Below are 26,428 nucleotides of genomic sequence, written 5' to 3' on the forward strand. Positions count from 1 at the left end.
CCCTCAAGCGTCCCAGAGGGCCCCCAGCGACACGAGGTCGCCCTGGTACTCGATCCGGTCGGCCCACTCGACGGGCCAGGCGGCCGGGCCGTGGTGGGCGCCCGCGAAGGCCCCGGTGAGGCAGGCGATGGAGTCCGAGTCGCCGGCGGTGCAGGCGGCGCGGCGCAGCGCGGTGACGGGTTCGTCGACGAAGAGGAGGAAGCACAGCAGACCGGTGGCGAGGGCCTCCTCGGCGATCCAGCCCTCCCCCGTGGCGAGGCAGGGGTCGGTCTCGGGCGACGGGTCGCGCAGGGCCTGCCGGACGCGGTCCAGGGCGTCGAGGCACTCGTCCCAGCCGCGGGCGATGTAGTGCTCGGGCGAGGGGTCCTGGCCGTAGGTCCACAGGTCGCCGAGCCAGCGCGCGTGGTAGCGGGAGCGGTTCTCGTAGGCGTACGAGCGGAGCCGGCCGACCAGGCCGAGCGGTTCCGCGCCCTGGGCGAGCAGCCGTATCGCGTGTGCGGTGAGGTCGGCGGCGGCGAGCGCCGTGGGGTGGCCGTGGGTGAGCGCGGCCTGCAACTGGGCGGCGCCCGCGCGCTGTTCGTCGCTGAGCGGGCCGATGAGGCCGAGCGGCGCGACCCGCATGTTGGCGCCGCACCCCTTGGAGTGGAGCTGGCTCGCGAGCTGCCAGGGGTGACGCTCCCGCGCGAGGAGGTCGCAGGCGACCAGGCAGGTGTGGCCGGGGGCGCGGTTGTTCTCCGGGGAGCGGGACCACTCGACGAACTCCTTGCGGACGGACCGCTCCAGCGCCTCGGGGCCGAGCACTCCGCGGTCCATGGCCGCCCGCAGTCCGTGGGCCAGCGCCAGCGTCATCTGGGTGTCGTCGGTGACGATCGCCGGCTTCGGCAGCTCCATCTGGCGCCAGGGGCCGCACTTGGCGAGGATCGACGGTACGTCGTTGAACTCCGTGGGGAAGCCGAGCGCGTCCCCGAGGGCGAGGCCGAGCAGGCATCCGGTGGCGGCGCGCTTGTCGAGCAGCGTCATGGCCATCAGGGCCGTCCTTCCGTGGTGGGTCGCAGCAGGGGCGGGTGCAGGGCGGTGGCCCCACCCGCCCGGTACAGCGCGGCGGGCTTGCCGCGGCCGCCGGTCAGGCGGGCGGCGCCGGGCACCTGTTCGACGAAGCCCGGCGTGGCGAGCACCTTGCGCCGGAAGTTGGGCCGGTCGAGCGGAGTGCCCCACACGGTCTCGTAGACCTGCTGCAACTCGCCGAGCGTGAACTCGGGGGGACAGAAGGCGGTGGCGAGACAGGTGTACTCGAGCTTGGCACCGACGCGTTCGTGGGCGTCGGCGAGGATGCGGTCGTGATCGAAGGCGAGCGGTCCGACGGCGTCGAAGCGCAGCCACTGGGCCTGGGCGGCGTCGCCGCCGCCGTGCGGGGCGGGCGGATCCGGGAGCAGGGCGGCGAACGCGACGGTGACGACCCGCATCCGGGGGTCCCTGCCGGGTTCGCTGTAGGTCCGCAACTGCTCCAGGTGGAGCCCGGAGCCGTCCGTGACGCCGGTCTCCTCCGCGAGCTCCCGCCAGGCGGCCTGCTCGGCGGACTCCTCCGGCAGCACGAACCCGCCGGGCAGCGCCCAGCGCCCGGCGTAGGGCTCCTGGCCGCGCTCGACGAGCAGGACCTGAAGGGTGCCCGCGCGGAGGGTGAAGACGGCGAGGTCGACGGTGACGGCGAAGGGCTCGAAGGCGTATTTGTCGTAACCCTCGGGTGAGGTCATTCCCGTCGCCCCCTTTATGGTCACTCTGACTAATAGTCATCCCGACTATAAATGCGCGTCGGTGGGGGGCGCAACCCTTTTCCGGGGAGAGGAACGCCAGGACCGGGAGCGGAAACGGCAACGGGCCGCCCCCGGGAACGAGACCCGGGACCGGCCCACTGCTGCCGAACAGGGAAGGAGACCTAGAGGTCGACCTCCGCCATCAGCATCCCGACCTCGGTGTTCGACAGTCGGCGCAGCCAGCCCGACTTCTGGTCGCCGAGGGTGATCGGCCCGAAGGCGGTGCGGACGAGCTTGTCGACGGGGAAGCCGGCCTCGGCCAGCATCCGGCGCACGATGTGCTTGCGTCCCTCGTGGAGGGTGACCTCGACGAGGTAGTTCTTGCCGGTCTGCTCGACGACCCGGAAGTGGTCCGCGCGCGCGTACCCGTCCTCCAGCTGGATGCCGTCCTTCAGCCGCTTGCCCAGGTCCCGCGGGATCGGGCCGACGATGTGCGCGACGTAGGTCTTCTTCACGCCGTACTTGGGGTGGGTCAGCCGGTGCGCCAGTTCGCCGTGGTTGGTGAGCAGGATGACACCCTCGGTCTCGGTGTCCAGGCGGCCCACGTGGAACAGCCGGGTCTCGCGGTTGGTGACGTAGTCACCGAGGCACTGCCGGCCCTCCGGGTCCTCCATGGTCGACACGACACCGGCGGGCTTGTTGAGGGAGAAGAACTGGTACGACTGCGTCGCCACGGTCAGGCCGTCGACCTTGACCTCGTCCTTCTCCGGGTCGACCCGCCGGCCCTGCTCGGTGACGATCTCGCCGTTGACCTCGACGCGGGCCTGCTCGATCAGCTCCTCGCAGGCGCGCCGGGAGCCGTAGCCCGCGCGGGCGAGCACCTTCTGCAGCCGCTCACCCTCCTGCTCGGCGCCGGGGAAGGTCTTGGGCAGCTTGATGTCCTTCTTGCCCGCGTACCGCTCCCGGTTGCGCTCCTCGGCGCGCGCGTCGTACTCGCGCGAGGTCGCCGGGGCCGAACGGCCTCGCCCGCGGGGCTGCTGCGCCTGCTTGGGGCCGCCCTTGGCGCCGCCGCGCGCGGAGGCGCCCCGCCCGGACTTCGGACCGTCCTGCGTCCCGCCGGGGCCCACGTCGTAGCGGCGCTCCTCGGGGCGGGGCTTGCGGGGACGGCCCTGGCCGCCCTGCTTCTGGTCCCTGTTGTTGCCGGCACCGCGGTGGTTACCGCGCCCGCCGCTCTTGCCGCTACCGCTGCTTCGCATCAAAGTTCCGTCGTCGTCGTGTCAGTCATGGCCCGACGTGGGCCCGTCGTCCGCGTCCGGGGCATCCGGATCGAACGACGGTACGGCTTCCTGGGTCTCGGCCTCGATCGCCTCGGCCTCCGGGAGGAAGGGCGCGAGTTCCGGTAGCTCGTCCAGGCCGCGCAGGCCCATCCGCTCCAGGAAGTAGTTCGTCGTCCTGTACAGGATCGCACCTGATTCGGGTTCCGTGCCCGCCTCCTCGACCAACCCGCGCTGGAGCAGGGTCCGCATGACCCCGTCACAGTTCACCCCGCGCACCGCCGAGACCCGGCTGCGGCTGACCGGCTGCCGGTAGGCGACCACGGCCAGCGTCTCCAGCGCCGCCTGGGTGAGCCGGGCCTGCTGCCCGTCGAGCACGAACCGCTCCACGGCCGCCGCGTACGCGGGGCGGGTGTAGAACCGCCATCCCCCGGCGATCACCCGCAGCTCGAAGCCGCGCCCCTGCGCGGTGTAGTCGTCGGCCAGTTCCCTGAGCGCCCGGGCGATCTGCCGCTTGGGGCGCTCCAGGATCCGGCTCAGGTGCTCCTCGGTCGCGGGCTCGTCCACGACCATGAGGACGGCCTCCAGAGCGGGCTTGAGGTCGAGGTCGGCGACGGTACGCACACCCCCGGTCCCCCCGGACACCCCGGTCGTCTCCTCGCTCACGCCTTCTCCTCCTCGGGGCGCTCGGGCGGGCGGTCGAACTCGTCCGTGACCACGGGCTCCGCGTCCCCGTCCCCGCCCGTCCAGCGGACGACCAGATCGCCGAGGGCGGTCTCCTGGTCCAGGGCCACGGCCTTCTCCCGGTACAGCTCCAGCAGCGCCAGGAAGCGGGCCACGACGGTCAGGGTGTCGTCGGTGTCCTCGACGAGCGTGCGGAAACTGGCCTCGCCCAGCTCCCGAAGCCGCGCGACGACGATCCCGGCCTGCTCATGCACGCTCACCAGCGGCGCGTGGATGTGGTCGACGTACACCTGCGGCCTGGGCTTCGGCTGCATGGCCTTCACGGCCAGCCTGGCGAATCCGTCCGCCCCGATGCTGATGACCACCTCAGGCAGCAGTTCCGCGTGCTGCGGCTCCAGACCGACGGTACGGGGGTAGCGCCGGGCCTCCTCCTCCAGCCGCCCGTTGAAGATCTCCGCGATCCGCTTGTACGCCCGGTACTGCAGCAGCCGGGCGAACAGCAGGTCACGGGCTTCGAGGAGCGCGAGGTCGCCCTCGTCCTCCACCTCGGCGGCGGGCAGCAGCCTGGCCGCCTTCAGGTCGAGCAGCGTCGCGGCGACGACGAGGAACTCGGTCGTCTCGTCGAGGTCCCAGTCCGCCCCCATGCCACGGATGTGCGCCATGAACTCGTCGGTGACCTTGGACAGCGCGACCTCGGTGACGTCCAGCTTGTGCTTGGAGATCAGCTGGAGCAGCAGGTCGAACGGTCCCTCGAAGTTGGCGAGCCGCACCGTGAAGACGCCGTCGTCGCCCCCGTCCGAAGCACCGGGGTCGGACCCCCCGACGCCACCAAGGGCGGGGCTCGTGCCGTCCCGCGACACCGACTCGCCCGGTGACCCGGCCTCACCGGCCGGCATCCGCGACGCGTCGGCCTCCGGGCCCGGCCCGTCCGGCGTCGGCCGGGGTTCCCCGACGACCGGGGCGTCCTCGGCGCCGACCCCGGCGGCCCGCGTCTCCCGCGCGGCTTCGGCCTGGGCACGCCCGGCGGCGGAGGGCTCCCCTGCCGGGGGTCCGCTCTCCGCCTCCGGTTCCTCCGGCGGAGCCACCCGCGGTGCGGTCGGCCCTCTCCCCAGCGCACGCCGACGGCCGGCGAAACCGCCGGGGGGCGTCGCCGACGACGAGGGGTCATACGAGGTCATAGCCCCCGCAGGCTACCCCTATCGCCCACGCAGCCGTCGTACGAGGATGCTCGCGTCCCCGCGGGACTCCAGATCCGCCAGCACCACGGCGACGGCCTCCCGGACGATCCGCCCTCGGTCGACGGCCAGCCCGTGTTCCCCGCGCAGCACCAGCCGCGCGTGTTCGAGGTCCATCAGTTCCTCGGCGGAGACATACACGGTGATCTTCTCGTCGTGCCGCTCACGTCCGCTGGGTCGGCGCCCGGCGGCCCGTCCCCGCTTGCGCGGCGCGGCCCCGGCGGCGGCACCCGGCGTGGCAGAACCTTCCTGCGGCTTCGGCTGGCGCCCGGCGGCGACCCGCTCGGCCCCCGCGGCGGCGGACCGGCTGCGCGGCTGGTCCCCGTCGGACTCGGCGTCCGCGGCCACATGCTCGGACCCCTCACCGTCCCCGCCCTGCACGGGCACCGACGGCGGCGCGTCCTCCACGGCCGCGCCGACGTCGCTCTCCCCGGCGGGAGCGGGCACACGGGCTTCTCCGTTGGCCCCCCGTCGGGGAGTGGACGGCTGAAGCGCCATTCCCCCTGTCGTACGGAAGAGTTCGTCGGCCCCCGGCAGACTCACTCGGCGTGACACCGGGCGAGCACCTCCCTGGCGAGCTGACGATAGGCGGCGGCACCGACGGAGTTGGAGGCGTACGTGGTGATCGGCTCACCGGCGACCGTGGTCTCCGGGAAGCGGACCGTGCGCCCGATGACCGTGTGGTAGACGTGGTCGTCGAAGGCCTCGACGACGCGCGCGAGCACCTCACGGCTGTGCACCGTGCGGGAGTCGTACATGGTGGCGAGGATGCCGTCGAGCTCCAGCTCCGGGTTGAGCCGCTCCTGGACCTTCTCGATGGTCTCCGTCAGCAGTGCGACACCGCGCAGCGCGAAGAACTCGCACTCCAGCGGCACGATCACCTTGTGCGCGGCCGTCAGGGCGTTCACGGTGAGCAGGCCGAGCGAGGGCTGGCAGTCGATCACGATGTAGTCGTAGTCGGCCATCAGCGGCTTCAGCGCCCGCTGGAGCGTGGACTCGCGCGCGACCTCGGAGACCAGCTGGACCTCGGCCGCCGAGAGGTCGATGTTGCTCGGCAGCAGGTCCATGTTCGGGACCGCGGTCTTCAGCAGGACCTCGTCGGCCGACATGCCCCGCTCCATGAGCAGGTTGTAGACCGTGAGGTCGAGCTCCATCGGGTTCACCCCGAGGCCGACCGAGAGGGCGCCCTGCGGGTCGAAGTCGACGAGGAGGACCCGGCGTCCGTACTCCGCGAGCGCGGCACCCAGGTTGATGGTCGACGTGGTCTTGCCGACGCCGCCCTTCTGGTTGCACATCGCGATGATCTTCGCGGGGCCGTGGTCGGTCAGCGGGCCCGGGATCGGGAAGTACGGGAGCGGGCGCCCGGTCGGGCCGATGCGCTCGCGGCGCTGACGGGCCGCGTCGGGCGCGAGCGTGGCCGCGTACTCCGGATCGGGCTCGTACTCGGCGTCGGGGTCGTAGAAGTGCCCGTCGGGCAGCTCGTCGTAGTCGGCGAAGTGGTTGTGGACCCCGCCACTTCCGTCGCCGGCCATGGCGTTCACGTGTTGGCCATCCATGCTCTGGTGTGCTGGCTGAGTCACCCCTGAGGACTGGTGACCCTGGTGGGCTGCGAAGGTGCGGACTGCGACGGAGCCGACAGCCGCGAACCCCGTGGGTCCCGAGACCCGCGCAGGCATTCCTGGTTGACCACCCCCGGGAGTAAATGTCGACTCATTCACAAGTCGTCTTACCTCCTTGGTGACCAGGAAACTTCTAGATAGGTCAGCGTGGCACCATGCCGACGGTTGGCGACTCTATGGCGTGTCGGCGGTCCGCAGCAACACAATCCGCCGGACCCGGCCCGATGTGTCGGCAATGAAACATGCGGCTGTCAAGGGCGTAGGGGCGTCGCACAGCAGGTTTCACCGGTGCGTGAAACATCCGAAGCGTTACGTTCGAGGCGAGTTGCGCGAGTGCCGCAAAGTGACCATACACACATCCGGCCGGATCTTGTCGGGCAAGATCCGGCCGGGAAACCGCTGTTGACGACCTGTGTTGACGTATCGCCTTTTGCTGAAAGGTGACTCAAAGCCGTCCGTCGGCGGCCCGTCGGTCAGCCCAGGAGCGAGGCCAGTTCGGTGTGCTCCAGTCCGTGCGCCTCCGCGACCTCGCGGTAAACCACGGCCCCGTCATGCGTGTTGAGGCCCTTGGCCAGCGCGGGGTCACGGCGCAGCGCCTCGACCCAGCCGTGGTTCGCGAGCTCCACGATGTACGGCAGCGTGGCGTTGGTCAGCGCGTAGGTGGAGGTGTTGGGCACCGCGCCGGGCATGTTGGCGACGCAGTAGAACACCGACTCGTGGACCGGGAAGGTCGGTTCGGCGTGCGTGGTGGGCCGCGAGTCCTCGAAGCAGCCGCCCTGGTCGATCGCGATGTCGACAAGGACACTTCCCGGCTTCATGCGCGACACCAGCTCGTTGGTGACCAGCTTCGGCGCCTTGGCGCCCGGGATGAGGACGGCGCCGATGACGAGGTCGGCCTCCAGGCACGCCTTCTCCAGTTCGAAGGCGTTGGAGACGACCGTCTGGATCCTCGTGCCGAAGATCTTGTCGGCTTCCTTGAGCTTGTTGATGTCCTTGTCGAGCAGGGTCACGTGGAAGCCCATGCCGATGGCGATCTGCGCGGCGTTCCAGCCGGAGACACCGCCGCCGATGACGACGGCCCGCCCGGCCAGCACGCCCGGCACACCGCCGGGGAGGACACCGCGGCCGCCGTTGGCCCGCATCAGGTGGTAGGCGCCGACCTGGGGGGCGAGTCGGCCCGCGACCTCGGACATCGGGGCGAGCAGCGGCAGCGCGCGGTTCGGGAGCTCGACGGTCTCGTAGGCGATCGCGGTGGTGCCCGACTCGACGAGCGCGTCGGTGCACTCCTTGGAGGCGGCCAGGTGCAGATAGGTGAAGAGCGTCTGGTCCTTGCGGAGGCGGTGGTACTCCTCGGCGATGGGCTCCTTGACCTTGAGCAGCAGGTCGGCGGCGGCCCACACCTCGTCGGCCGTGGCCAGGATCTCGGCGCCGGCGGCGACGTACTCGGTGTCCGGGATCGAGGAACCGACACCGGCGCCCTGCTCGATGACGACCTGGTGGCCGTGGCGCACCAGCTCGTGGACACCGGCCGGGGTGATCGCCACTCGGAACTCGTTGTTCTTGACCTCGCGGGGGATGCCGACCTTCACGTCGATCACGGTCCTTGGATCGGAGGGGTGTGGGGGCTCGCACGCACAATCGGTACATGCCCGCACGATGCAGGACATACCCGTGCACATCGGAGCGCACCGGGAGACACCGCAGGAGAACCGGCGGCTCAGCCAGTCTAATGAAGGTATCCCCGCTGTCTAGCCTTTCAATGCATCAATCTTTCGCGGATGCACTGCGGATTTCGTAGGCGTTAGGGCCGTGTTCCGGCTCGGTCTCTCCGGTGGCACCGGTTTCGGGCGGCGTGGTCTCGTCGTCGAGCAGCCGTTCGGCGACCCCGCGGTGCAGCCGGGCGGCCGCCGGGTCGCCGAGCCGTTCCAGGGTGTCGGCGAGCCGGATCTGCAGCGCGGCCTGCAGCCGGACGTCCTCGGCGCGCCGCGCCCACTCCACCGCCTCCTGGCAGGTGGCCAGCGCCTCCTCGGGACGCCCGGCGTACTCCTGGACACGGGCCATCTCGCTCAACGCCCTCGCCTGGGCTCCCACATCGCCGAGCCGGCGGTGGCCGGTGAGGGCCGAGCGCCAGTTGCGCAGCGCCTCGCCGTAGCGGCCCGCGTAGGTGTACGCGGTGGCGATGCGGCCGTACAGCCGGGCGGCGTCCTCGCGCTCGTCCCGGGCGAGCCGCTGGGCCAGCGCCCTGCCGTACCAGTCGGCGGCCCGTTCGTAGTCCTCCAGCTCCTGGTGGGCGCCGCCTACGGATTCCATCGCGCGGCCGGTCGCGTAGGGGTCGTTCGCCTGCCGTCCGGCGTCGAGGGCGGCCCGGTAGCGGGCCAGCGCCGCCCTCGTCCGGCCGGTGCGGGCGTCGAGGTCCCCCAGGTTCAGCAGGGCCGCGGCCTTCTCACGGGGCAGGTCGCGGCGCTCGGCGACATCGAGGACGAGCCGGTGGACGCCGTACAGGTCGGCGGCCACGGCCTGGGTGCCGAAGTGCGCCACCAGGGCCCGGACGAGCTGGGACATCAGCCGCCGGGCGAGGGTGTCCAGCCGGCCGTCGGCGACGGCGAGCCGGGCGGCGGCGAGCAGCGCGGGCCGGCGGACCCGCAGCCACTCCTCGGCGGCCCGAGGGCTCGGGAACCGCAGTGCCTTGGGCATCTCCAGAAGCTTCTCGCGGGCGAGCGGCCTGTCGGTCTCGGTGATGGCCCGGCAGGACTGGAGCAGCCGTACCGTCCGCTCCAGCATCCGCGCCCGTGCCAGCTCGAGCTCGCCCGGCTTCTCCAGGCTCTCGGCGGCGGCCCGCAGCAGCGGCTGGAGGCAGCCGGGGACCTCGTACTGCGGCATCGCCGAGTCGGCCCGGTGCAGGAACCCCAGGGCGACGAGGTCGTCCAGCACGGTGCGGGCCGCGCCGACCGAGCATCCGGCGAGCCCGGAGGCGACGTGCGGGTCGACCAGGCCGGCCGGGGCGAGGGCCAGCAGGCGCAGGGTCCGGGCGGCGGGGCCGGGCAGCGCCGCGTACGCGAACCGGAAGACCCTGGCGAGGACCGGGCCCTCGTCGTCCTCGGCGCGCAGCTGCTTGGCGAGGTCGGAGACGGCGGCCGTGGGCCGGGCGGCGAGCCATCCGCCGGCGAGCCGGAGCGCGGCGGGCTGCGCCGCGCACGCCTCGGCGAGGATCTCGGCGGAGCGCGGGTCGACGGTGATGCGCACCGAGCCGGTGAAGCGTTCCAGCAGGGCCACCGCGGACTTGGTGTCCAGTCCGCCCAGGGTGCACGGGCGGACGTCGGAGATGCCCGTCAGCGGGCCTCCGGAGACCGCGACGACCAGGGAATCGGGTGTGTCCGGCAGCAGGGCGTCGACCTGTTCGGCGTCGACCGCGTCGTCCAGCAACAGCACCACCCGGCGGTCGGCCAGTGCCTCGCGCAGCGCCTCGCTGAGGTCGTCCTCGTCGGCCCCGGCGGGCACCGGGAGGCCGAGTCCGCCGAGCAGGTGGCCGACGGCCCGCTCGACCGGGACGCGGGTGCCGTCCGGCTCGGCGAGGCGGGTCCGCAGCACGCCGTCGGGGTAACCGTGGGCGACCTGCCGGACGAGCTCCTCGGCGAGCGCCGTACGGCCGAAGCCGGGCCGCCCGGCGATGAGCAGCACACGCGCGTGCGGTGCCTTGCGGCCGGCGAGGGTGTTGAGCCCGGCGCGGTCGATGTCGGCCCGCAGCTCCTTCAACTCCCGTGTCCTGCCGAGGAACTGACTGTCCGTGGGGGCGGCCTCGACAGCCGGGGGCCGCCCTGTTCCGGACGCCGGGGCTCCCCCGGTGTCCACCGCCTGATCCGCCACGGGCCACACTCCCGTCCCACCGCACGAGCCAGCCCGCCGGGACTCCGATGCGGGCGTTTCCCGAGCCTAGTTCACGCTCTGCGACGATCTCGGCGGAGCGGGGCGGACGGATCCCCCGATCGGATCAGCAGATCTTACGACTGGAACCGTCGGGGGGAGCGACCCCTACGACTCGAACGGGCGCGCGGGCCACGGCGCCTCGGCCGGACGCAGGGCGTCCTCCCCGTCGCCGCTGCGCGCCGCCACCAGCGACAGCGCGCCCACCACCAGGCAGTTGTTGTGCAGCTCCCCGGCGAGGACACCGCGGACCAGTTCGTCGAGGGGCACCCGGGCCAGCTCCATGTCGGCCTCCTCGTCCTCCACCGCGAAGCGCCGTCCGTCGGCCTCGGAGAGGTCGCGGGCGAGGAAGACGCGGACGGCCTCGTCGCAGCCGCCGGGGGTGGTGTAGACGTCGGTCAGCACCCGCCAGTCCTCCGCCTTGACGTGCGCCTCCTCGTACAGCTCGCGCTGGGCGGCGTGCAGCGGGTTCTCGCCCGGCACGTCCAGGAGGCCCGCCGGGATCTCCCACAGCTTCTGGCGCACGGGGTGGCGGTACTGGCGGAGCACCAGGACCCGGTCCTGGTCGTCGAGGGCGAGAACGGCGACGGAACCGGGGTGGACCTGGTAGTCCCGCCGGACGACCGAACCGTCGGGCATGACCACGTCGTCGGTGCGCACGGAGGTCTTGTTGCCGGTGAACGGCGTCTCGCTCGCCCGGACCTCCCACTCCTCGGCGGTGTCCTTGATCGTCATGTCGACTCGTCCTCCCACACGTGCCACGCAACCGGGGCGCACCTCCCGAAAGAGACGCACCCCGGTCACCGTACAACTCCTGCGTCGCGCAACTGGCCGTCACCAGTCGCGACTTGCCGTCACTTACCGGCGGTCTTCCGCTCCACGGCGGCCTTGACCAGGCCCGCGAAGAGCGGGTGCGGGCGGGTCGGACGGGAGCGCAGCTCGGGGTGCGCCTGGGTCGCGACCAGGTAGGGGTGGACCTCGCGCGGGTACTCGACGTACTCGACGAGCTTGCCGTCGGGCGAGGTGCCGGTGAACTGCAGGCCCGCCTTCTTCTCCAGTTCCGCGCGGTAGGCGTTGTTCACCTCGTAGCGGTGGCGGTGGCGCTCCTCGACGTACTCCTTGCCGTCGTACACCTCGCGCACGATCGAGCCCTCGGCGAGCTTGGCCGGGTACATGCCCAGGCGCATCGTGCCGCCCATGTCGCCCTCACCGGCGACGATGTCGAGCTGCTCGGCCATGGTGGAGATCACCGGGTGGGCGGTGGCGGAGTCGAACTCGGTGGAGTTGGCGTCCGGGATGTCGGCGAGGTTGCGCGCGGCCTCGATCACGATGCACTGCAGACCGAGGCAGAGGCCCAGCAGGGGGATGCGGTTCTCACGGGCGTACTGGATGGCGCCGACCTTGCCGGAGACACCGCGGTCGCCGAAGCCGCCGGGGATGCAGACGGCGTCGACGTCGGCGAGCTGTGCCGCGGCGCCGGCCGGGGTCCTGCAGTCGTCCGAGGTGACCCACTTGATCTTCACCCGCGCCCGGTTGGCGAATCCGCCCGCGCGCAGCGCCTCGGTGACCGAGAGGTAGGCGTCGGGCAGGTCGATGTACTTGCCGACGAGCGCCAGGTTGATCTCGTGCTGCGGGTTGTGGACGCGGTCGAGCAGGTCGTCCCAGGTCGTCCAGTCCACGTCGCGGAACGGCAGGTCCAGCTTGCGGACGACATAGGCGTCGAGGCCCTCACCGTGCACGGTCTTCGGGATGTCGTAGATCGAGCGGGCGTCGGGGCAGGCGACGACGGCGGCCTCGTCGACGTCGCACATCAGGGAGATCTTCCGCTTGATCGCGGCGGGCACCTCGCGGTCGCAGCGCAGCACGATCGCATCTGGCTGAATACCGATGTTGCGCAGCGCGGCGACGGAGTGCTGCGTCGGCTTCGTCTTCAGCTCCCCGGAGGGGCCGATGTACGGCAGGAGCGAGATGTGGACGACGAAGACGTTGTCACGGCCGACCTCGTGACGGACCTGGCGGACGGTCTCCAGGAACGGCAGCGACTCGATGTCGCCGACCGTTCCGCCGACCTCCGTGATGACGACGTCGACCTCGTCGGACGCCATGCGCCGGATGCGGTGCTTGATCTCGTTGGTGATGTGCGGGATGACCTGCACGGTGTCACCCAGGTACTCGCCGCGCCGCTCCTTGGCGATGACGGTGTTGTAGACCTGGCCTGTAGTGACATTGGCAGAGCCGTCCAAGTCGCGGTCTAGGAAGCGCTCGTAGTGTCCGATGTCGAGGTCGGTCTCGGCGCCGTCGTTGGTGACGAACACCTCACCGTGCTGGAAGGGGTTCATCGTGCCGGGGTCGACGTTCAAGTACGGGTCGAGCTTCTGCATCACCACGCGCAGGCCGCGGGCCTTGAGCAGCATGCCGAGGCTGGAGGCGGTCAGCCCCTTGCCGAGCGAGGAGGCGACACCCCCGGTGACGAAGATGTGCTTGGTCGTCGTGGTGCTGTTTCGGAAAGCAGCGGGCGGCATGGCCAAGAGGGGGCTCCCGTGGTCGCGGTTCTGGGTGCGGATCGGCCGCCGCCCGATGGGGTCGCCGGGGGGTGCCGTCGCTGCGGTTCGGGGGTCCCTTGCGAGTCGGGGCGCCCACCGGTCCACGGGCTACCAGGGTATCAGCGACCGGCCACGATCGCTTCCGGCCACTCTCCGCGCACGGGCCGCCACGGACTTCGTACGACAGTCGGCGAATACCGGCCGCGGGTCACCCCTGGCTCACTCGTTCGGCCCACTCGCGTTGCCTGGAGCGGCACGCGCAGCCCCCCGGTGCGTCGTATCCTCTTCGGACACTCGCTGCCGAGCCCGGCCGGGGAAACGGCACCACCCCAGCCCGTCTCCGGAAACACGCGAGCTCGTCAGTCCGTTGAGCAACGATGGCCTCATATGCGTTGAGGATCGTTGAGCGACATCGCATGACACCGTCCCTTGGATCACTCTGGAAACATCCATCCTTTGTCGATCCCTTGGGTCCCTAGACCGCACACCGCACAGCGACCGCCCCTCGGGGGGCGACGTGGCCGTTCGACTGGAGTTGCACGTGGCCGGGCGCATCGAAGACTACGCACTCATCGGAGACATGCAGACCGCTGCCCTGGTCTGCCGGGACGGGACGGTCGACTGGCTGTGCCTGCCCCGCTTCGATTCCCATGCCGTCTTCGCGGGCCTCCTCGGCACCGAGGAGCACGGCTTCTGGCGGCTGGGTCCCGCCCACGCCGCCGACGCGGAGCCGCCGACGGCCTCCCGCCGCCGGTACCGCGGCGACTCGCTGATCCTGGAGTCCGAGTGGGACACCCCGCGCGGCACGGTCCGTGTGACCGACTTCATGCCGCCGCGTGACGGCGCCCCGCAGGTGATCCGGATCGTCGAGGGCGTCAGCGGCCGGGTCCCGATGCGCTCCGCGCTGCGGATGCGCTTCTCCTACGGCCGGGTCGTGCCGTGGGTGCACAAGCACGAGGGGCGCACGGTGGCCGTCGCCGGCCCGGACTCGGTGTGGTTCGACACCGAGTGCGAGACGTACGGCAAGGCGCTGACCACCTACGCCGACTTCACGGTGACTCCGGGCGACCGCATCGCCTTCACCATCTCGTGGCAGCCTTCCCACAAGGAGCCGCCGCCGCTGCCCGAGCCCGAGCCGTCGCTGCAGGCCACGGAGGAGTTCTGGCGGGAGTGGGTGGAGCACTGCACGTACCACGGCCCGTACCGCGAGGCGGTGGTCCGCTCCCTGATCACGCTGAAGGCCCTGACGTACGCCCCGACCGGTGGCATCGTCGCCGCGCCGACGACCTCCCTGCCCGAGCACATCGGCGGCGTCCGCAACTGGGACTACCGCTACACCTGGCTGCGCGACGCGGCGATCACCCTCTCCTCGCTGCTGCGCACCGGGTACCGGGACGAGGCCCGCGCCTGGCGCGAGTGGCTGCTGCGGGCGGTCGCCGGCGACCCGGAGAACCTGCAGATCATGTACGGCATCGCCGGTGAGCGGGAACTGGGCGAGGCCGAGCTGGAGTGGCTGCCCGGCTACGAGAACTCCGCGCCCGTCCGGGTCGGCAACGGCGCCGCGCACCAGCTCCAGCTGGACGTGTACGGCGAGGTCACCGAGGCCCTGCACCTGGCCCACATGACGGGGCTGGCCCGCAACGACTACGCCTCCCTGCTCCAGCTGAAGCTGATCCGCTACCTGGAGGACCACTGGGACGAGCCGGACGAGGGCATCTGGGAGGTGCGCGGTCCGCGCCGCCACTTCGTGCACTCCAAGGTGATGGCCTGGGTCGCGGTGGACCGCACGATCAAGCTCATCGAGTCCGGTGACGCGGACGGCCCGCTGGAGAAGTGGCGCGAGCTGCGCGACGACATCCACCGGGACGTGTGCGAGAAGGGCTACGACAAGGAGCGCAACACCTTCACGCAGTCGTACGGCTCGAAGGAGCTGGACGCGTCGCTGCTGCTGATCCCCCAGATGGGCTTCCTGCCGCCGGACGACAAGCGCGTCATCGGCACCATCGAGGCGATCCAGCGGGAACTGTCGACACCGGACGGCTTCATCCTGCGCTACCCGACCGCCGGTGAGGACGAGGGCGTGGACGGGCTGCCGGGCGACGAGGGCGCCTTCCTCGCCTGCTCGTTCTGGATGGCGGACGACCTGGCGATGATCGGCCGCGTCGACGAGGCCCGCAAGCTCTTCGAGAAGCTGCTGTCCCTCCGCAACGACCTGGGCCTCCTGGCCGAGGAGTGGGACCCCGTGCTCAAGCGCCAGGTCGGCAACTTCCCCCAGGCGTTCAGCCATGTCCCCCTCATCGACACGGCGCTCCGGCTGACCGCATCGGGGGCGTACGGGGGCTGACGCACGCCTCCCGGTCCGCCGCGCACGGCGGCGGACCGGCGCACGACCAGGCGCACGCAGCAAGCGCTTGCGCCTGGTTCGGGGCTCGCGACCACCCCGGAGGGCGCCCTCTCAGTCGAGCAGGACCGAACGGGCGTACCGGCCCAGTGCCGTGACCGGCAAGGTTCGCCGGAAAGCTCGCGGCGTCCGGTGCGGTGCCGCGCACGGCGGAGCATGACCCGCGTACCGGATGTACGCGGGTCATGCGACAACGCCGCGGCGCGGCCCTCCCGCTCGAGCGACGCCGAGAGTGGGGGAGCCGTGCCGGGCGGCGCGAGCCGGTGAACCTTTCCGGTCACGGCACTAGCCTGGAAGAAGTCCTGTCCCCTGGCTGAAAGGGGCCGGTCATGGCTCCCCTTTCCAAGGCACACACGGCGCTGATCGAACTCCGCGAGGATCTGACCGGCGAGGTGCTCGCCCCGGGGGACCCCGGGTACGACGACGCCCGGGCGGTGTTCAACGGGATGATCGACCGGCATCCAGCAGTGATCGCCCAGTGCGAGAACCCGACCGATGTCGTCCGGGCCGTGCGCTTCGGCCGCGACCTCGACCTCAACATCGCGGTGCGCGGCGGCGGCCACAGCGTCGCCGGGTCGGCCGTCAACGACAACGGCCTGGTCGTCGACCTGCGCCGGATGCACGCCGTCAAGGTCGACCCCGCCGCGCGCAGCGTCCGTGTCGAGGGCGGCGCCACCATGAGCCACCTCGACCGGGCCACCGAGCCGTACGGTCTCGCCACCACCGGCGGCCGGGCCTCGACCACCGGCGTCGGCGGCTTCGTCCTCGGCGGCGGCAGCGGCTGGCTGGAACGGGCCTTCGGTCTCGCCGTCGACAACCTCCTCGGCGTGGAACTGGTGACCGCCGACGGCCGCACGGTCCACGTGACCGCCGAGGAGAACCCGGAGCTGTTCTGGGCCCTGCACGGCGGCGGCGGCAACTTCGGCGTCGCCACCGCCCTCACCCTGCGTCTGCACGAGCTGCCCGCCTTCTCGATCGCCCTGCTGCTGTACGAACCGGAGCACGGCCCGGAGGTCGTCCGCGTCTTCCGCGAGGTCGTCGAGAACGGCCCGCGCGAGGCCGGCGGGGGCGTCCTGTACTTCACCGGCCCGCCCGAGGAGTTCGTCCCCGCGCACATGGTGGGCAGGCTGGTGTGCGGGACGCTCCTGACCTACGTCGGCACCGAGGACGACATGCGCAAGATCGCCCAGCCCCTGCTGGCCCTGCCGCACGGGGCCGAGGTCGTCGGCACGATGCCGTACGCGGACGTGCAGTGCATGATCGACGACCCGCCCGGTCTGCGGAACTACTGGTCGGCTGAGTACCTGACCGGCCTGCCGGACGACGTGGTCGACGTCTTCTGCGCCCAGGCCCGGTCGATGCCGGTGCCGACCAACTCGCAGCACATCCTCTTCCCCTATGGCGGCGCGGTCGCCGACGGGCCCGCCGAGTACCCGGTGCCGTACCGGGACGCCCCATGGGCCGTGCACCCCTTCGGCGTCTGGCAGGACCCGGCGGACGACGAGCGGACCATCCGGTGGGTCCGGGACGTCCGCGAGCAGGTCCGGCCGTGGAGCACCGGCGCGGTCTATCTGAACTTCATCGGCGACGAGGGCGAGGGCCGGGTCCTGGCGGGTCTGGGCGCCCGGAACGCCCGGCGGCTGATGGCGGTGAAGGCCGAGTACGACCCCGACAACGTCTTCCGCTTCAACCACAACATCCCGCCGCGCGACCCGAGGGGCCGACCCGTCACCCACTGAAAGCGCCCCCGCCGCGCGCTCCCCCGGCGGGCGCTCCCGAGAGCGGCTTCCGGCGCGAAGATGCCCGGTCGGGCCGTGCACGGGTACCGTCCGGTCCATGGACACCCGTGACAGCCGCCCGCCCGCCGACGGTCGTGAGGTACCGGGCGGTATCACCGTGCGGCGGGCGCTGGAGCTGCCCGGGTTGCGCGGCGGGCTGCCGGAGGTCCTGGCCGGCGCCGACCGGCTGGACCGCACCGTGCGCTGGGTGCACGCGGGCGAGGTCCCCAACATCGCCTCGCTCCTCAAGGGCGGCGAGCTGCTGCTGACCACGGGCTACGGGCTCGGCACACGCCCCGCCGACCAGCGGGCGTTCGTGCGGACGCTGGCCGAGCGCGGTATCGCGGCGCTCGTCGTCGAGCTGGGCCCGCGGTTCACGCGCCTGCCCCCGGCCCTGGTGGAGACCGCGCGCTCGGCCGGTCTCCCGCTGGTCCAGCTGCACCGCGAGGTGGCGTTCGTGACGGTCACCGAGGAGATCCACACCGAGATCGTCAACGGCCACTACGCGCTCCTCCAGCAGGCCGAGGAGGTCCACCGCCGCTGCACCGAGGCGCTGCTCGGCGGCGGTGGGGTGCCCCAGGTCCTCGGCATCCTGGCCGACTTCAGCGGCAACCCGGTCTTCCTGGAGACCGCCGACGGCCGGCTCCTGTACGCCGCCGGGGCCGGGCCCGCCGACACCGATCCGCTCCAGGTGTGGGAGGGGCTGCGGGACCGGCACCAGGACGAGCCGCCGGCCGGGACGACCATCGTCGACGTACCGGGCGGCGGACCGGGCACGGGCTCGGTACGGGCCCGGCTGGTCCTCCTGCCCGTGGTCGCGCCGCTGGCCCCGGTGCACCGTATGGCCGCCGAGCGGGCGGCCGGCGTCCTCGCCGTCGTCCTGATGCAGGCCCGCCAGGAGGAGGAGCTGGCGGCGCGCGGGCGCGGCGACTTCCTCACCGACCTCGCCGAGGGCCGTGTCGCGGCGGAGGACGCCCCCGCCCAGGCCCGGGTGCTGGGTTTCCGACCGGGTGGCGGGCCGCTGCTGCCGGTGGTGATGAAACTCGCCGACGGCCTGTCGCCGGGCGGTGGCTGGGCGGTGCTGGCCCGCGCGGTCGGCGAGGAGCTGACCCTGGTGGGGGTCCCCGTCCTGCTGGGGGTCCGGCCGGTCGAGGGCCGCGTTCCCCTGCTGGTGGGCCTGCGGGAGGAGGCGGAGCGTCCGGCGGTGGCGGACAAGGTGGCGGCGGCGCTGCGGGCGGGCGTGGAGCGGGCCGGGATGCGGCGGCCGGGCGGCCGGCCGCCCGTGGTGGTGGTCGGGGTGCCCGGCGGCTGGGCGGCCGCCTCGGCGGGGCTCAGGCACGCGGCGGAGACGGCGACGGCCGCGCAGGGGCTGGGCGACCGCCTCTGGTACGACGCCCGGCGCCTGGACATCGACCTGCTGCTGTGGCGGCTGCGCGACCATCCCGACCTGGCCGCCTTCGTGGACCGCGCGCTCGGGCCCCTCCTCGACCACGACAGCCGCTCCCGGCCGCCGCTGCTGCCGACCCTGCAGACGTACCTCGCCCACGCCGGCCGCAAGGCGGAGACGGCCCGCGAGCTGCATCTGAACCGGCAGACCCTCTACAACCGCCTCGCCCGCATCGGCGAGCTGCTCGGCACGGACCTCGACGACCCGCAGACGGTCCTGGCCCTGAGCCTGGCGCTCAGGGCCCGCAGACTCGTGCCGTAGCGCACGCCGGCGTCAGGGCCCCGGACACGCGCGCCCCCGGACACGCGCGCGGGGCGTCACATCAGGGGCCGCAGGTCGGTCAACTCGTCGTAGACGCTGAGCACCTGGGCCACCGTCTCGTCCTCGGTCGGCCAGGTCGCGGCCTGCCGGGTGCCCCTGTCGCGCAGCTCGTCCTGGAGCCCGGGGTCCTTCAGCAGGCGCAGCACGGCCTCGGCGAAGGCCCCGGCGTCCCCGAACGGGACGAGCACGGCGGCGTCGCCCACGAGTTCGGGCACCGATCCGGCCGCGGCCGCGACGAGCGGTACGCGCGCGTGCAGCGCCTCCTGGGCGAGGACCGAGCGCGCCTCGGGTCCGCCGGGCAGCAGCGCCAGGTCGGCGGCCGCGACCAGTTCGCCGATGTCGTCGCACTGCCCGACGAGCCGAACGGGCAGCCCCTCGCCCTCGATACGCCGCTGGAAGGCGCTCCACTGCGGCCCCTCGCCCACGATCACGACGAGCGGCTCGGGGTCGAGCCCCCGCCACTCCCGGGCCGCGTCGAGCAGCGTGTCGTAGCCCCGGTGCCGGTCGAGAGAGCCGGCGGCCATGAGCAACGGCCGGTCGGTCGCGCCGAGTTCGGCCCGGGTCTTGGAGCGGTGCCGGTCGGTGTCGTCGTCGCCGTTCCGGCGGAGCACGGGTACGGAGACGGCGGCGAGCCGGGCGTCACGGGCGCCCCGGCGGCGGGCGCGGTCGACGAGTTCGGAGGACGTCCCGAGCACCACGGCCGCGGCCTTGGCGACTCGCCGCTCCAGCAGCCGCAGCAGGTGGGCCCGCGCGCCCTCGGCGTAGGGCCGGGTGTGCCAGGTGACCACGAGCGGGGTGCGCCGCCCGCCGAGCGCGAGGGTGGCGCGGAAGCCTGCGTGGAGGCCGTGCGCGTGGACCAGGTCGGCGTCCGCGCAGACGTTGCGCAGGATGGCCACCGAGGCGGGGTCGCTGCTGCGAGGCACATGGACGTGGCGGGCGCCGACGCCGGTGAAGTCGTGGACGCCGTCGGTCTCGTGGGGGGCGCACACGGTGACCCGTACCCCGCGGGCGACGAGTCCCGAGGTCAGCGACCGCACATGCGCGCTGCTCACCGCGCTGCCGCCGCCGAGCACTTGCACGGTTCGCAGCGGCGACTGGCCGTGCGGTGAGTGGCTGCTCACGTGGCTCACGTGGCCGGGGCTCCTGGTTCGGGGTCGGACGGTCACGAAGAAACGTACAGAAGGATCGAGCGGCGAGGGTGGACCGCGCGAGGCCCCTTCTGCGTGGTCTGCGTAGCACGTCTGGCTACGTCGTACCTGTCCAAGGATGCCAGGCCGTACGGGTGTTCCGGGACCGACGGACCACGCGAGCGGCGCGGCTGTGGGCAACGCGACGCCCAGCATCACTCACACGAGTGAACTCTCGCACGCCGGGGCCACTCTGCGCCCCTTCCGCCCCGGTGCTGCGCGGGGCGTTCCGCACTCCGGTACGAGACGTTCCGCCGACCCGTGCCGCCGTCGCCCCACCCGTGCGCCCCCCGGCGGGCTCCTCACGGAGCGCGCCGGGCGGCGCGAGGGCGAGCGCGGGCGGCCCGGACGTGGCTCAGGCGTCCGCGCGGGCCGCCGCCAGGAGTTCCTCGGCGTGTGCGCGGGCCGTCTCGGAGTCCTCCTGGCCGGCGAGCATGCGTGACAGCTCCCGCACCCGGTCCTCGCCCTCCAGGACCTTGACGCCGGACCGGGTCACCGAGCCGTCGTTGGTCTTCTCCACCAGCAGCTGCCGGTCGGCGAAGGCGGCGACCTGCGGCAGGTGCGTGACGACGACGACCTGCGCCGACCGGGCGAGCCGAGCGAGCCGGCGGCCGATCTCCACGGCCGCCTTGCCGCCGACACCGGCGTCGACCTCGTCGAAGAGGTACGTCGGCACGGGGTCCGTACCGGCGAACACGACCTCGACGGCGAGCATGACCCGCGACAGCTCACCGCCCGAGGCGCCCTTGGCGATGGGCCGCGGCGGCGCCCCCGGGTGGGGAGCGAGCAACAGCTCCACCTCGTCGACACCGGACGGCCCGTAGGCGACCGTGCGGCCACCGACCTCGACGCCCTCGGGGTCCTCGGTCTGGCGGATCTCGAACGACACGCGCGCGTGCGGCATGGCGAGCGAGCCCAGCTCGGCGGTCACGGCGGCGGCGAACCGCTCCGCTGCCTCCTGCCGGGCGTCCGTCAGGGCCTGCGCGAGACCGCCCAGTTCGCCGCGCAGCGCGTCCCGCTCGGCGGTCAGCTCCTCGATGCGTTCGTCGTCGCCGTCGAGTTCGGTGAGCCGCTGGGCGCCCTGCTCGGCCCAGGCGAGCACGGAGGCGATGTCCTCGCCGTACTTGCGGGTGAGGGCGGTCAGGGCGGCCCGCCGCTCCTCCACGGCCGCGAGCCGCAGCGGGTCGGCGTCCAGGTCGTCGGCGTATCCCGCCAGCTCGCCCGCGACGTCGCCGAGCAGGATGCCGATCTCGCCGATCCGGTCGGCGAGCGCGGCCAGCGCCGGGTCGTGCGAGCGCACGGCCTCCAGCGCCCGGTGGGCGCCCGCGACGAGCGTGGAGGCGTCCACGCCCTCGGGGTCCTCGGGGTTGCCCGCGAGCGCGGCGTGCGCGGCCGTCGCGGCGGACGCCAGCGCCTCCGCGTGCCCGAGCCGCTCGGCCTCCTCGGCCAGCTCCACGTCCTCGCCGGCACGCGGCTCGACGGCGGCGATCTCGTCGAGCCCGTAGCGCAGCAGGTCGGCCTCCTGGGCCCGCTCACGCGCACGGGTGACGATCTCGTCGAGTTCGACGGCGACGGCCCGCAGCCGCCGGTACGCCTCGCCGTACTTGGCGAGCGGCACGGCCACCGCGTCCCCCGCGTACCGGTCGAGGGCCGCCCGCTGCCGGGACAGCTTCAGCAGGCCCTGCTGGTCGGTCTGCCCGTGCACGGCCACCAGTTCGTCCGCCAGCTCCGCGAGGACACCCACGGGTACGGACCTGCCGCCGAGGTGCGCACGCGACCGTCCCTCGGCGGAAACGGTACGGCTGATCAGCAGCGCCCCGTCGTCGAGCTCGGCCCCGGCCTCCTCGGCCCGGACGACCGCCGAGGCGCCGTCGGGCACGGCGATCCGGCCCTCGACGACCGCGTTCTTCGCGCCGATCCGCACGAGCGCCGGGTCCGCCCGGCCCCCGAGCAGCAGCCCGAGACTGGTGACGACCATGGTCTTGCCCGCGCCCGTCTCGCCCGTCACGGCGGTGAAGCCGGGTGACAGCTCCACGACCGCGTCGTCGATGACTCCGAGCGACCGTATCCGCATCTCCTCCAACACGGACAAGACCATACGAGGTCGAGGGAGGGAAGTGCGACGCCCCCCGTCCCCGATGTCACTCCGGGGAGGTACAAGGCGCCCCGTGACCCCGCGAGCGCCCCGGTCCCGCTATGGGGCGCCGGACGCCGCGCGAGCGACTCCGACCGCACCGACCGACCGCGCGGAGCCGCCCGCCACCCTCTGCGCCCCTGGGCGTGTTTCGAAAGTCCCGTCTGCCCGGTGGCGTCCGGCACGCACGTTCGCCACGTTGTCGGGACCGCCCCGATACCACCGGTATCGGGGCGACCCTCCGCCGTGCGAGCGCACGCACGGCACGCCGCCGGGCCTGCCCTTCGGGCAGACGACGCTATGCTCGAAACACGCCCTAGAAGGCTGATGAAGATCTTGGTGAGGGGCTGTCCGGCCGTCAGGCCGGACAGCCCTCCGGTCATGTACCGGCTGGTGCGATGTGCCAGGTGCCACTGGTGTGGGTGAGTCCGAGGTTGATCAGTCGGCGGAGGTTGAGGGCGGCGGCCCGGGTGTGGAGCCAGGTGTCGTTCTTGATGGTGCCGCGGTAGCGCAGGCGCCGGTTGCCGTGGTGGACGAGCCAGGCGACGGCGCGTTCGACCGGTGGCCGCCAGCGGCGGTAGTCGGCCTGCCGGGCGGGGTCGGTGGCCTGGTGGCGGGCGGCTGTCTGGAGGTCGTGGTGCGGGCGGATGGTCAGGATGCGTCCGGCCCTGGCTTTGGTGCACTGCTCGCGCAGGTGGCAGCCGGTGCATAAGTTGCCGAAGATGGCTTTGCGTTGGCGGTGCTGCCCGCCGGGGTCGGACAGGGCCACGGTGTGTCCGGCCGGGCAGGTCACGGTGGCGGTGGTGGTGTCGATGGCGAAGTCGTCGAGGGTGAAGCCGCCGGGGACGGCGGGCCGCAGCGGTGCGGGCTTGAGGAACAGCCGGTGCCCTGCCCGGTGCAGGGCCTGGCGGGCGTCGCCGGTGGAGTAGGCGGTATCACCGAAGGCGTCCACCGGTGTGTCCTCCTCGGCAAGCAGGTCCAGTCCGACGGCGGCCTCGTGGTGTTCGGGCCCGGCGCCGGGCCGCAGGGCGACGGCGGTGTACAAGCCGGTCTCGGGCTCGACGGCCAGGTGGGCCTTGAAGCCGTCCTGCCGGTGGGAGCGGGTCTTGTGCACGTGCCGGGCTTCCGGATCGGCGGTGGAGACCATCCGGTTCGGGGCGGTGCCTTGGGTGATGCGCCAGCGTCCGTCGCGGCCGTCGGAGTCCTCGGCGGGCTCGACGTCCTGGCCGGCGACCAGGGCCAGGATGCCCACCGCGTTCGCGGCTTTGTCGCCGAGCTGCTGGTCGGGCAGGTGGCCCAGCAGCCGCAGGGCATCTGTGACCAGTGCGTCGACCAGCTCGGCGCGGGCCTGCTCGTCGTTCCAGGCGATGCGGGGCTTGCCCGGGCCGGTGTAGTCGTGCGCGGTGCATCGCGCAGAGGCGACCGCTTCGGCGCCGGGGACCTCGCGGATCACCGCGCGGACGGCGGCGATGATCTGGGTGACGGTGTCCTGGGTGGCGACCGCGTCGTCCAGCACGGTGGAGTCCAGCGCCCGGCGGTGCCTGCCCTTGAGGACGCCGGTGGCCTTCACGACCTCGCGCACGGCCTCGAAGATCCGGTTCGGGCGGGCGGAACGGGCCAGCCGGCGGCGGAAGTAGGCCAGCAGCGACGGATCGAACGCCATGTCGTGAAGTCCCAGCCCGCATGCGGCCTTCCACCGCAGGTCGCACCGCAGTTCCTGCACCGTCTCGAAGTCCGACAGCCCGTGCAGGGCCTGCAAGGTGATCGCGGCGGCCAGGATCTGCGGCGGCATGCTCGGCCGTCCGTTCGCCGACGGGTACATGTCCGTGAACATCTCAGCCGGGAACAGCTCGCCACGATGCTCGGCCAGGAACGCGAACACACTCCCCGCCGGAATCAGTTCCCGGCAGGTCTCCCACACGTCCGGCCCGACCGTCTCGCCGACCCACTCACCCATCGCCACATGACGAGTCTGGCCCTGCCGCTGACACGGCAGGGCCAGAACCCAAGATCTTCATGAGCCTTCTAGTGCCGTGCCCCGCGCCACCCTGCGACGGGCAGGGCGAACTTGGCCACGAGGCGGTCCGTGAACGAGGCGTGGTGCAGCCGGGCCAGCCGTACCGGTACGGCGCCCCGCCGGACCTCCACGCGGGCGCCCGGCGGCAACTCGACCGTCCGGCGTCCGTCGCACCACAGGACCCCGGGCGGGATGTGCGGCAGCACCTCCACCGCGAGCACCGAGTCCGGCGACGTCACCAGCGGCTTCGCGAACAGCGCGTGGGCGCTGATCGGGACCATCAGCAGCGCCTCGACCTCGGGCCACACGACCGGCCCACCGGCGGAGAAGGCGTACGCGGTCGACCCGGTCGGCGTGGACAGCACGATGCCGTCGCACCCGAACCCGGTCACCGGCCGGCCGTCGATCTCCAGGACGACCTCCAGGAGCTTCTCGGCGCCGGCCTTCTGCACGGCCGCCTCGTTGAGCGCCCAGTCCGTGTGGACGATGTCCCCGTTCCGGTGAACGACGACGTCGACGGTCATCCGCTCCTCGACCTCGTACGCCTTGGTCACGACGCGGTCGACGACCTTGTCGAGGTCGTCGCGCTCCGCCTCCGCGAGGAAGCCGACGCTGCCGAGGTTGACGCCGAGCATCGGCACCCCGGAGGCACGGGCGAACTCCGCTCCGCGCAGCAGGGTGCCGTCACCGCCGAGGACGATGAGCAGCTCGCACCCGTCGAGGCACTGCGGGGTGGCCTCCTTGACCAGCTCCACCTCCTCGGGCAGCGGGATGTCCTCCGCCTCGGCCTCCAGGACGCGTACGCCCAGCCCGTGGTGGAGGAGTCCCTTCACCACGAGTTCCGCGCTGCGGATGGCCGCCGGCCGCCCGGTGTGGGTCAGCAGGAAGACGGTTCGAGTTCGGTCCAGAGTCACCGCGGCCCCTCCGCAACTGCTCGGTCGACGTCGGCCGGGTCCAGTGCGGGTGCCCCGGCACGCAGCCACAGAAAGTATTCGACGTTCCCCGAGGGTCCGGGCAGCGGACTCGCCGTCACGCCCTTCACCCCGAGTCCCAGCTCACCGGCCCGGCGGGCCACCCCGCACACCGCCTCGGCGCGCAGTTGCGGGCTCCGCACGACTCCTCCGCTGCCCAGCCGCTCCTTCCCCACCTCGAACTGCGGCTTGACCATCATCACCAGATCGGCGTCCGGCTTCACGCACCGCACCAGGGCGGGCAGTACCAGGCCGAGCGGGATGAAGGACAGATCCCCCACGACAAGATCCACAGGCTCCCCATCGATCGCTTCGAGCGTCAACTCCCGTACGTTCGTACGGTCCTTGACGGTGACGCGTTCATCGCTGCGCAGAGTCCAGGCGAGTTGTCCGTATCCGACGTCGACGGCGACGACGTGGGCGGCCCCGGCCCGCAGCAGGACGTCGGTGAAGCCGCCGGTGGAGGCCCCGGCGTCCAGCGCCCGCCGCCCCTTGACGGCCAGGCCCTCCGGGACGAACACCTCCAGCGCCCCGGCGAGCTTGTGGCCCCCTCGGGACACGTACTCGGGATCGCCGTCGTCGCTCGCGACGACGATGGCGGCCGCGGTCTCCACCTGGGTGGCGGGCTTGGTCGCGACGGTCTTGCCGACCGTGACCCGCCCGGCGGCGATCAGCTGGCTCGCGTGCTCACGCGACCGCGCGAGCTTCCGCCGGACCAGCTCGGCGTCGAGACGGCGTCGTGCCACACCTGCCACGTTCGGTTCAGCTCCTCGTGCCATGCTTCTGGATCACCATGATGCGATCCACAGGGTCTCATTCGGCGCCCGGTGACGGGTGACGGGAGGGGGCCGGCGGACCCGGGCGGGTGTCGAGCGCGGTGAGCGCGTCGCGCAGCCCCCGGTGCGCTTCCTCGTACACCTCGACATGCCCGTCGGTGGCGAGGTGGTCGGCGTCGGCCAGCCGGTCGAGGGCGGCGTCGACGTCCGGGTGGCCGGTGGCGGTGCGGGCCACGTTCAGCGGGGCCGGGGCGGCGGGGTCGTCCTCCGCCCCGACGACCGCGTCGGCCGTCTCCTCCCCCGCGGTGGCCTCGGACACAGAGTCGTTCATGCCCCGACGCTACCCCGAAGCCCTGGGGTACCGTCGAT

Annotated in this window: 20 protein-coding genes; 3 read left to right on the forward strand and 17 right to left on the reverse strand. The window is 72.5% G+C overall.

The window, feature by feature from the left end:
* Nucleotides 1-3: 3 nt before the first annotated feature.
* From GSY65_RS07270 to GSY65_RS07320, 11 genes are all read right to left on the reverse strand, one after another.
* Entirely contained in the window at nucleotides 4-1,026 is a 1,023-nt protein-coding gene (locus GSY65_RS07270; protein WP_159766538.1) for an ADP-ribosylglycohydrolase family protein, read from the reverse strand.
* Nucleotides 1,026-1,751, reverse strand: coding sequence for an NUDIX hydrolase (locus tag GSY65_RS07275; RefSeq protein ID WP_159766539.1), 726 nt, complete (start codon nucleotides 1,749-1,751; stop codon nucleotides 1,026-1,028). The genes GSY65_RS07270 and GSY65_RS07275 overlap by 1 nt, the downstream gene beginning before the upstream one ends.
* A 182-nt stretch (nucleotides 1,752-1,933) precedes the next feature.
* Nucleotides 1,934-3,007 carry a pseudouridine synthase gene (locus GSY65_RS07280; RefSeq protein ID WP_159766540.1) on the reverse strand — a complete coding sequence of 358 codons (1,074 nt, stop codon included), beginning with the start codon at nucleotides 3,005-3,007 and terminating at the stop codon, nucleotides 1,934-1,936.
* Nucleotides 3,008-3,028: 21 nt separating this feature from the next.
* Entirely contained in the window at nucleotides 3,029-3,691 is a 663-nt protein-coding gene (scpB, locus tag GSY65_RS07285) for an SMC-Scp complex subunit ScpB (RefSeq protein WP_201452467.1), read from the reverse strand.
* Nucleotides 3,688-4,887, reverse strand: a complete 1,200-nt coding sequence (locus tag GSY65_RS07290) for a segregation and condensation protein A (protein WP_159766541.1) — start codon at nucleotides 4,885-4,887, stop codon at nucleotides 3,688-3,690. Before GSY65_RS07290 ends, scpB begins: the two co-directional genes overlap by 4 nt.
* Before the next feature lie 18 nt (nucleotides 4,888-4,905).
* Complete coding sequence (locus GSY65_RS07295; protein WP_159766542.1) at nucleotides 4,906-5,499, reverse strand: hypothetical protein; 594 nt, start codon at nucleotides 5,497-5,499, stop codon at nucleotides 4,906-4,908.
* Nucleotides 5,484-6,620, reverse strand: coding sequence for a ParA family protein (locus tag GSY65_RS07300; RefSeq protein ID WP_079054846.1), 1,137 nt, complete (start codon nucleotides 6,618-6,620; stop codon nucleotides 5,484-5,486). Before GSY65_RS07300 ends, GSY65_RS07295 begins: the two co-directional genes overlap by 16 nt.
* A gap of 416 nt (nucleotides 6,621-7,036) precedes the next feature.
* Nucleotides 7,037-8,161, reverse strand: coding sequence for an alanine dehydrogenase (gene ald, locus GSY65_RS07305; RefSeq protein WP_201452468.1), 1,125 nt, complete (start codon nucleotides 8,159-8,161; stop codon nucleotides 7,037-7,039).
* Nucleotides 8,162-8,327: 166 nt separating this feature from the next.
* Nucleotides 8,328-10,427: a tetratricopeptide repeat protein gene (locus tag GSY65_RS07310; protein WP_159766543.1), complete on the reverse strand. Its 2,100-nt coding sequence runs from the start codon at nucleotides 10,425-10,427 to the stop codon at nucleotides 8,328-8,330.
* A gap of 165 nt (nucleotides 10,428-10,592) precedes the next feature.
* A complete protein-coding gene (locus GSY65_RS07315) occupies nucleotides 10,593-11,219 on the reverse strand; it encodes an NUDIX domain-containing protein (protein WP_159766544.1) in 627 nt (208 codons plus the stop codon).
* Between the two features lie 119 nt (nucleotides 11,220-11,338).
* The gene (locus tag GSY65_RS07320; protein ID WP_159766545.1) at nucleotides 11,339-13,006 is read right to left on the reverse strand and encodes a CTP synthase; all 1,668 of its coding nucleotides are present in this window, start codon (nucleotides 13,004-13,006) and stop codon (nucleotides 11,339-11,341) included.
* Between the two features lie 562 nt (nucleotides 13,007-13,568).
* On the opposite strand from GSY65_RS07320, the gene GSY65_RS07325 reads away from it, so the two are divergent.
* The 3 genes from GSY65_RS07325 to GSY65_RS07335 all read left to right on the forward strand — a co-directional run bounded on the left by GSY65_RS07325 (nucleotide 13,569) and on the right by GSY65_RS07335 (nucleotide 18,914).
* Nucleotides 13,569-15,371 carry a glycoside hydrolase family 15 protein gene (locus tag GSY65_RS07325; protein ID WP_159775683.1) on the forward strand — a complete coding sequence of 601 codons (1,803 nt, stop codon included), beginning with the start codon at nucleotides 13,569-13,571 and terminating at the stop codon, nucleotides 15,369-15,371.
* Nucleotides 15,372-15,757: 386 nt separating this feature from the next.
* Nucleotides 15,758-17,167 carry an FAD-binding oxidoreductase gene (locus GSY65_RS07330; protein ID WP_159766546.1) on the forward strand — a complete coding sequence of 470 codons (1,410 nt, stop codon included), beginning with the start codon at nucleotides 15,758-15,760 and terminating at the stop codon, nucleotides 17,165-17,167.
* A 97-nt stretch (nucleotides 17,168-17,264) separates the two neighbouring features.
* Complete coding sequence (locus GSY65_RS07335) at nucleotides 17,265-18,914, forward strand: PucR family transcriptional regulator (protein WP_159766547.1); 1,650 nt, start codon at nucleotides 17,265-17,267, stop codon at nucleotides 18,912-18,914.
* Nucleotides 18,915-18,970: 56 nt separating this feature from the next.
* Here GSY65_RS07335 and GSY65_RS07340 read toward each other — a convergent pair whose 3' ends face one another.
* The 6 genes from GSY65_RS07340 to GSY65_RS07365 all read right to left on the reverse strand — a co-directional run bounded on the left by GSY65_RS07340 (nucleotide 18,971) and on the right by GSY65_RS07365 (nucleotide 26,390).
* Nucleotides 18,971-20,104, reverse strand: coding sequence for a glycosyltransferase family 4 protein (locus tag GSY65_RS07340; RefSeq protein ID WP_159766548.1), 1,134 nt, complete (start codon nucleotides 20,102-20,104; stop codon nucleotides 18,971-18,973).
* Nucleotides 20,105-20,516: 412 nt separating this feature from the next.
* Complete coding sequence (gene recN / locus GSY65_RS07345; protein WP_201452469.1) at nucleotides 20,517-22,259, reverse strand: DNA repair protein RecN; 1,743 nt, start codon at nucleotides 22,257-22,259, stop codon at nucleotides 20,517-20,519.
* Nucleotides 22,260-22,674: 415 nt separating this feature from the next.
* A complete protein-coding gene (locus GSY65_RS07350) occupies nucleotides 22,675-24,252 on the reverse strand; it encodes an IS1182 family transposase (protein WP_159775663.1) in 1,578 nt (525 codons plus the stop codon).
* 68 nt (nucleotides 24,253-24,320) lie between these two features.
* Nucleotides 24,321-25,226: an NAD kinase gene (locus GSY65_RS07355; RefSeq protein WP_099965749.1), complete on the reverse strand. Its 906-nt coding sequence runs from the start codon at nucleotides 25,224-25,226 to the stop codon at nucleotides 24,321-24,323.
* The gene (locus GSY65_RS07360) at nucleotides 25,223-26,038 is read right to left on the reverse strand and encodes a TlyA family RNA methyltransferase (protein WP_159766549.1); all 816 of its coding nucleotides are present in this window, start codon (nucleotides 26,036-26,038) and stop codon (nucleotides 25,223-25,225) included. Before GSY65_RS07360 ends, GSY65_RS07355 begins: the two co-directional genes overlap by 4 nt.
* 58 nt (nucleotides 26,039-26,096) lie before the next feature.
* Nucleotides 26,097-26,390: a hypothetical protein gene (locus GSY65_RS07365; protein ID WP_159766550.1), complete on the reverse strand. Its 294-nt coding sequence runs from the start codon at nucleotides 26,388-26,390 to the stop codon at nucleotides 26,097-26,099.
* Nucleotides 26,391-26,428 lie beyond the last annotated feature (38 nt).

It is taken from the genome of Streptomyces sp. HM190, assembly GCF_009857135.1.
Classification (GTDB): domain Bacteria; phylum Actinomycetota; class Actinomycetes; order Streptomycetales; family Streptomycetaceae; genus Streptomyces; species Streptomyces heilongjiangensis.

Excerpts from the sequence above, each read along its gene's own strand:
- GSY65_RS07365 (WP_159766550.1), bottom strand. The coding sequence starts at position 26,390 with ATGAACGACTCTGTGTCCGAGGCCACCGCGGGGGAGGAGACGGCCGAC.
- GSY65_RS07335 (WP_159766547.1), top strand. The coding sequence starts at position 17,265 with ATGGACACCCGTGACAGCCGCCCGCCCGCCGACGGTCGTGAGGTACCG.
- GSY65_RS07270 (WP_159766538.1), bottom strand. The coding sequence starts at position 1,026 with ATGGCCATGACGCTGCTCGACAAGCGCGCCGCCACCGGATGCCTGCTC.
- GSY65_RS07330 (WP_159766546.1), top strand. The coding sequence starts at position 15,758 with ATGGCTCCCCTTTCCAAGGCACACACGGCGCTGATCGAACTCCGCGAG.
- GSY65_RS07290 (WP_159766541.1), bottom strand. The coding sequence starts at position 4,887 with ATGACCTCGTATGACCCCTCGTCGTCGGCGACGCCCCCCGGCGGTTTC.
- GSY65_RS07350 (WP_159775663.1), bottom strand. The coding sequence starts at position 24,252 with ATGGGTGAGTGGGTCGGCGAGACGGTCGGGCCGGACGTGTGGGAGACC.
- recN (WP_201452469.1), bottom strand. The coding sequence starts at position 22,259 with ATGGTCTTGTCCGTGTTGGAGGAGATGCGGATACGGTCGCTCGGAGTC.
- GSY65_RS07275 (WP_159766539.1), bottom strand. The coding sequence starts at position 1,751 with ATGACCTCACCCGAGGGTTACGACAAATACGCCTTCGAGCCCTTCGCC.
- GSY65_RS07280 (WP_159766540.1), bottom strand. The coding sequence starts at position 3,007 with ATGCGAAGCAGCGGTAGCGGCAAGAGCGGCGGGCGCGGTAACCACCGC.
- GSY65_RS07320 (WP_159766545.1), bottom strand. The coding sequence starts at position 13,006 with ATGCCGCCCGCTGCTTTCCGAAACAGCACCACGACGACCAAGCACATC.
- GSY65_RS07300 (WP_079054846.1), bottom strand. The coding sequence starts at position 6,620 with ATGCCTGCGCGGGTCTCGGGACCCACGGGGTTCGCGGCTGTCGGCTCC.
- GSY65_RS07315 (WP_159766544.1), bottom strand. The coding sequence starts at position 11,219 with ATGACGATCAAGGACACCGCCGAGGAGTGGGAGGTCCGGGCGAGCGAG.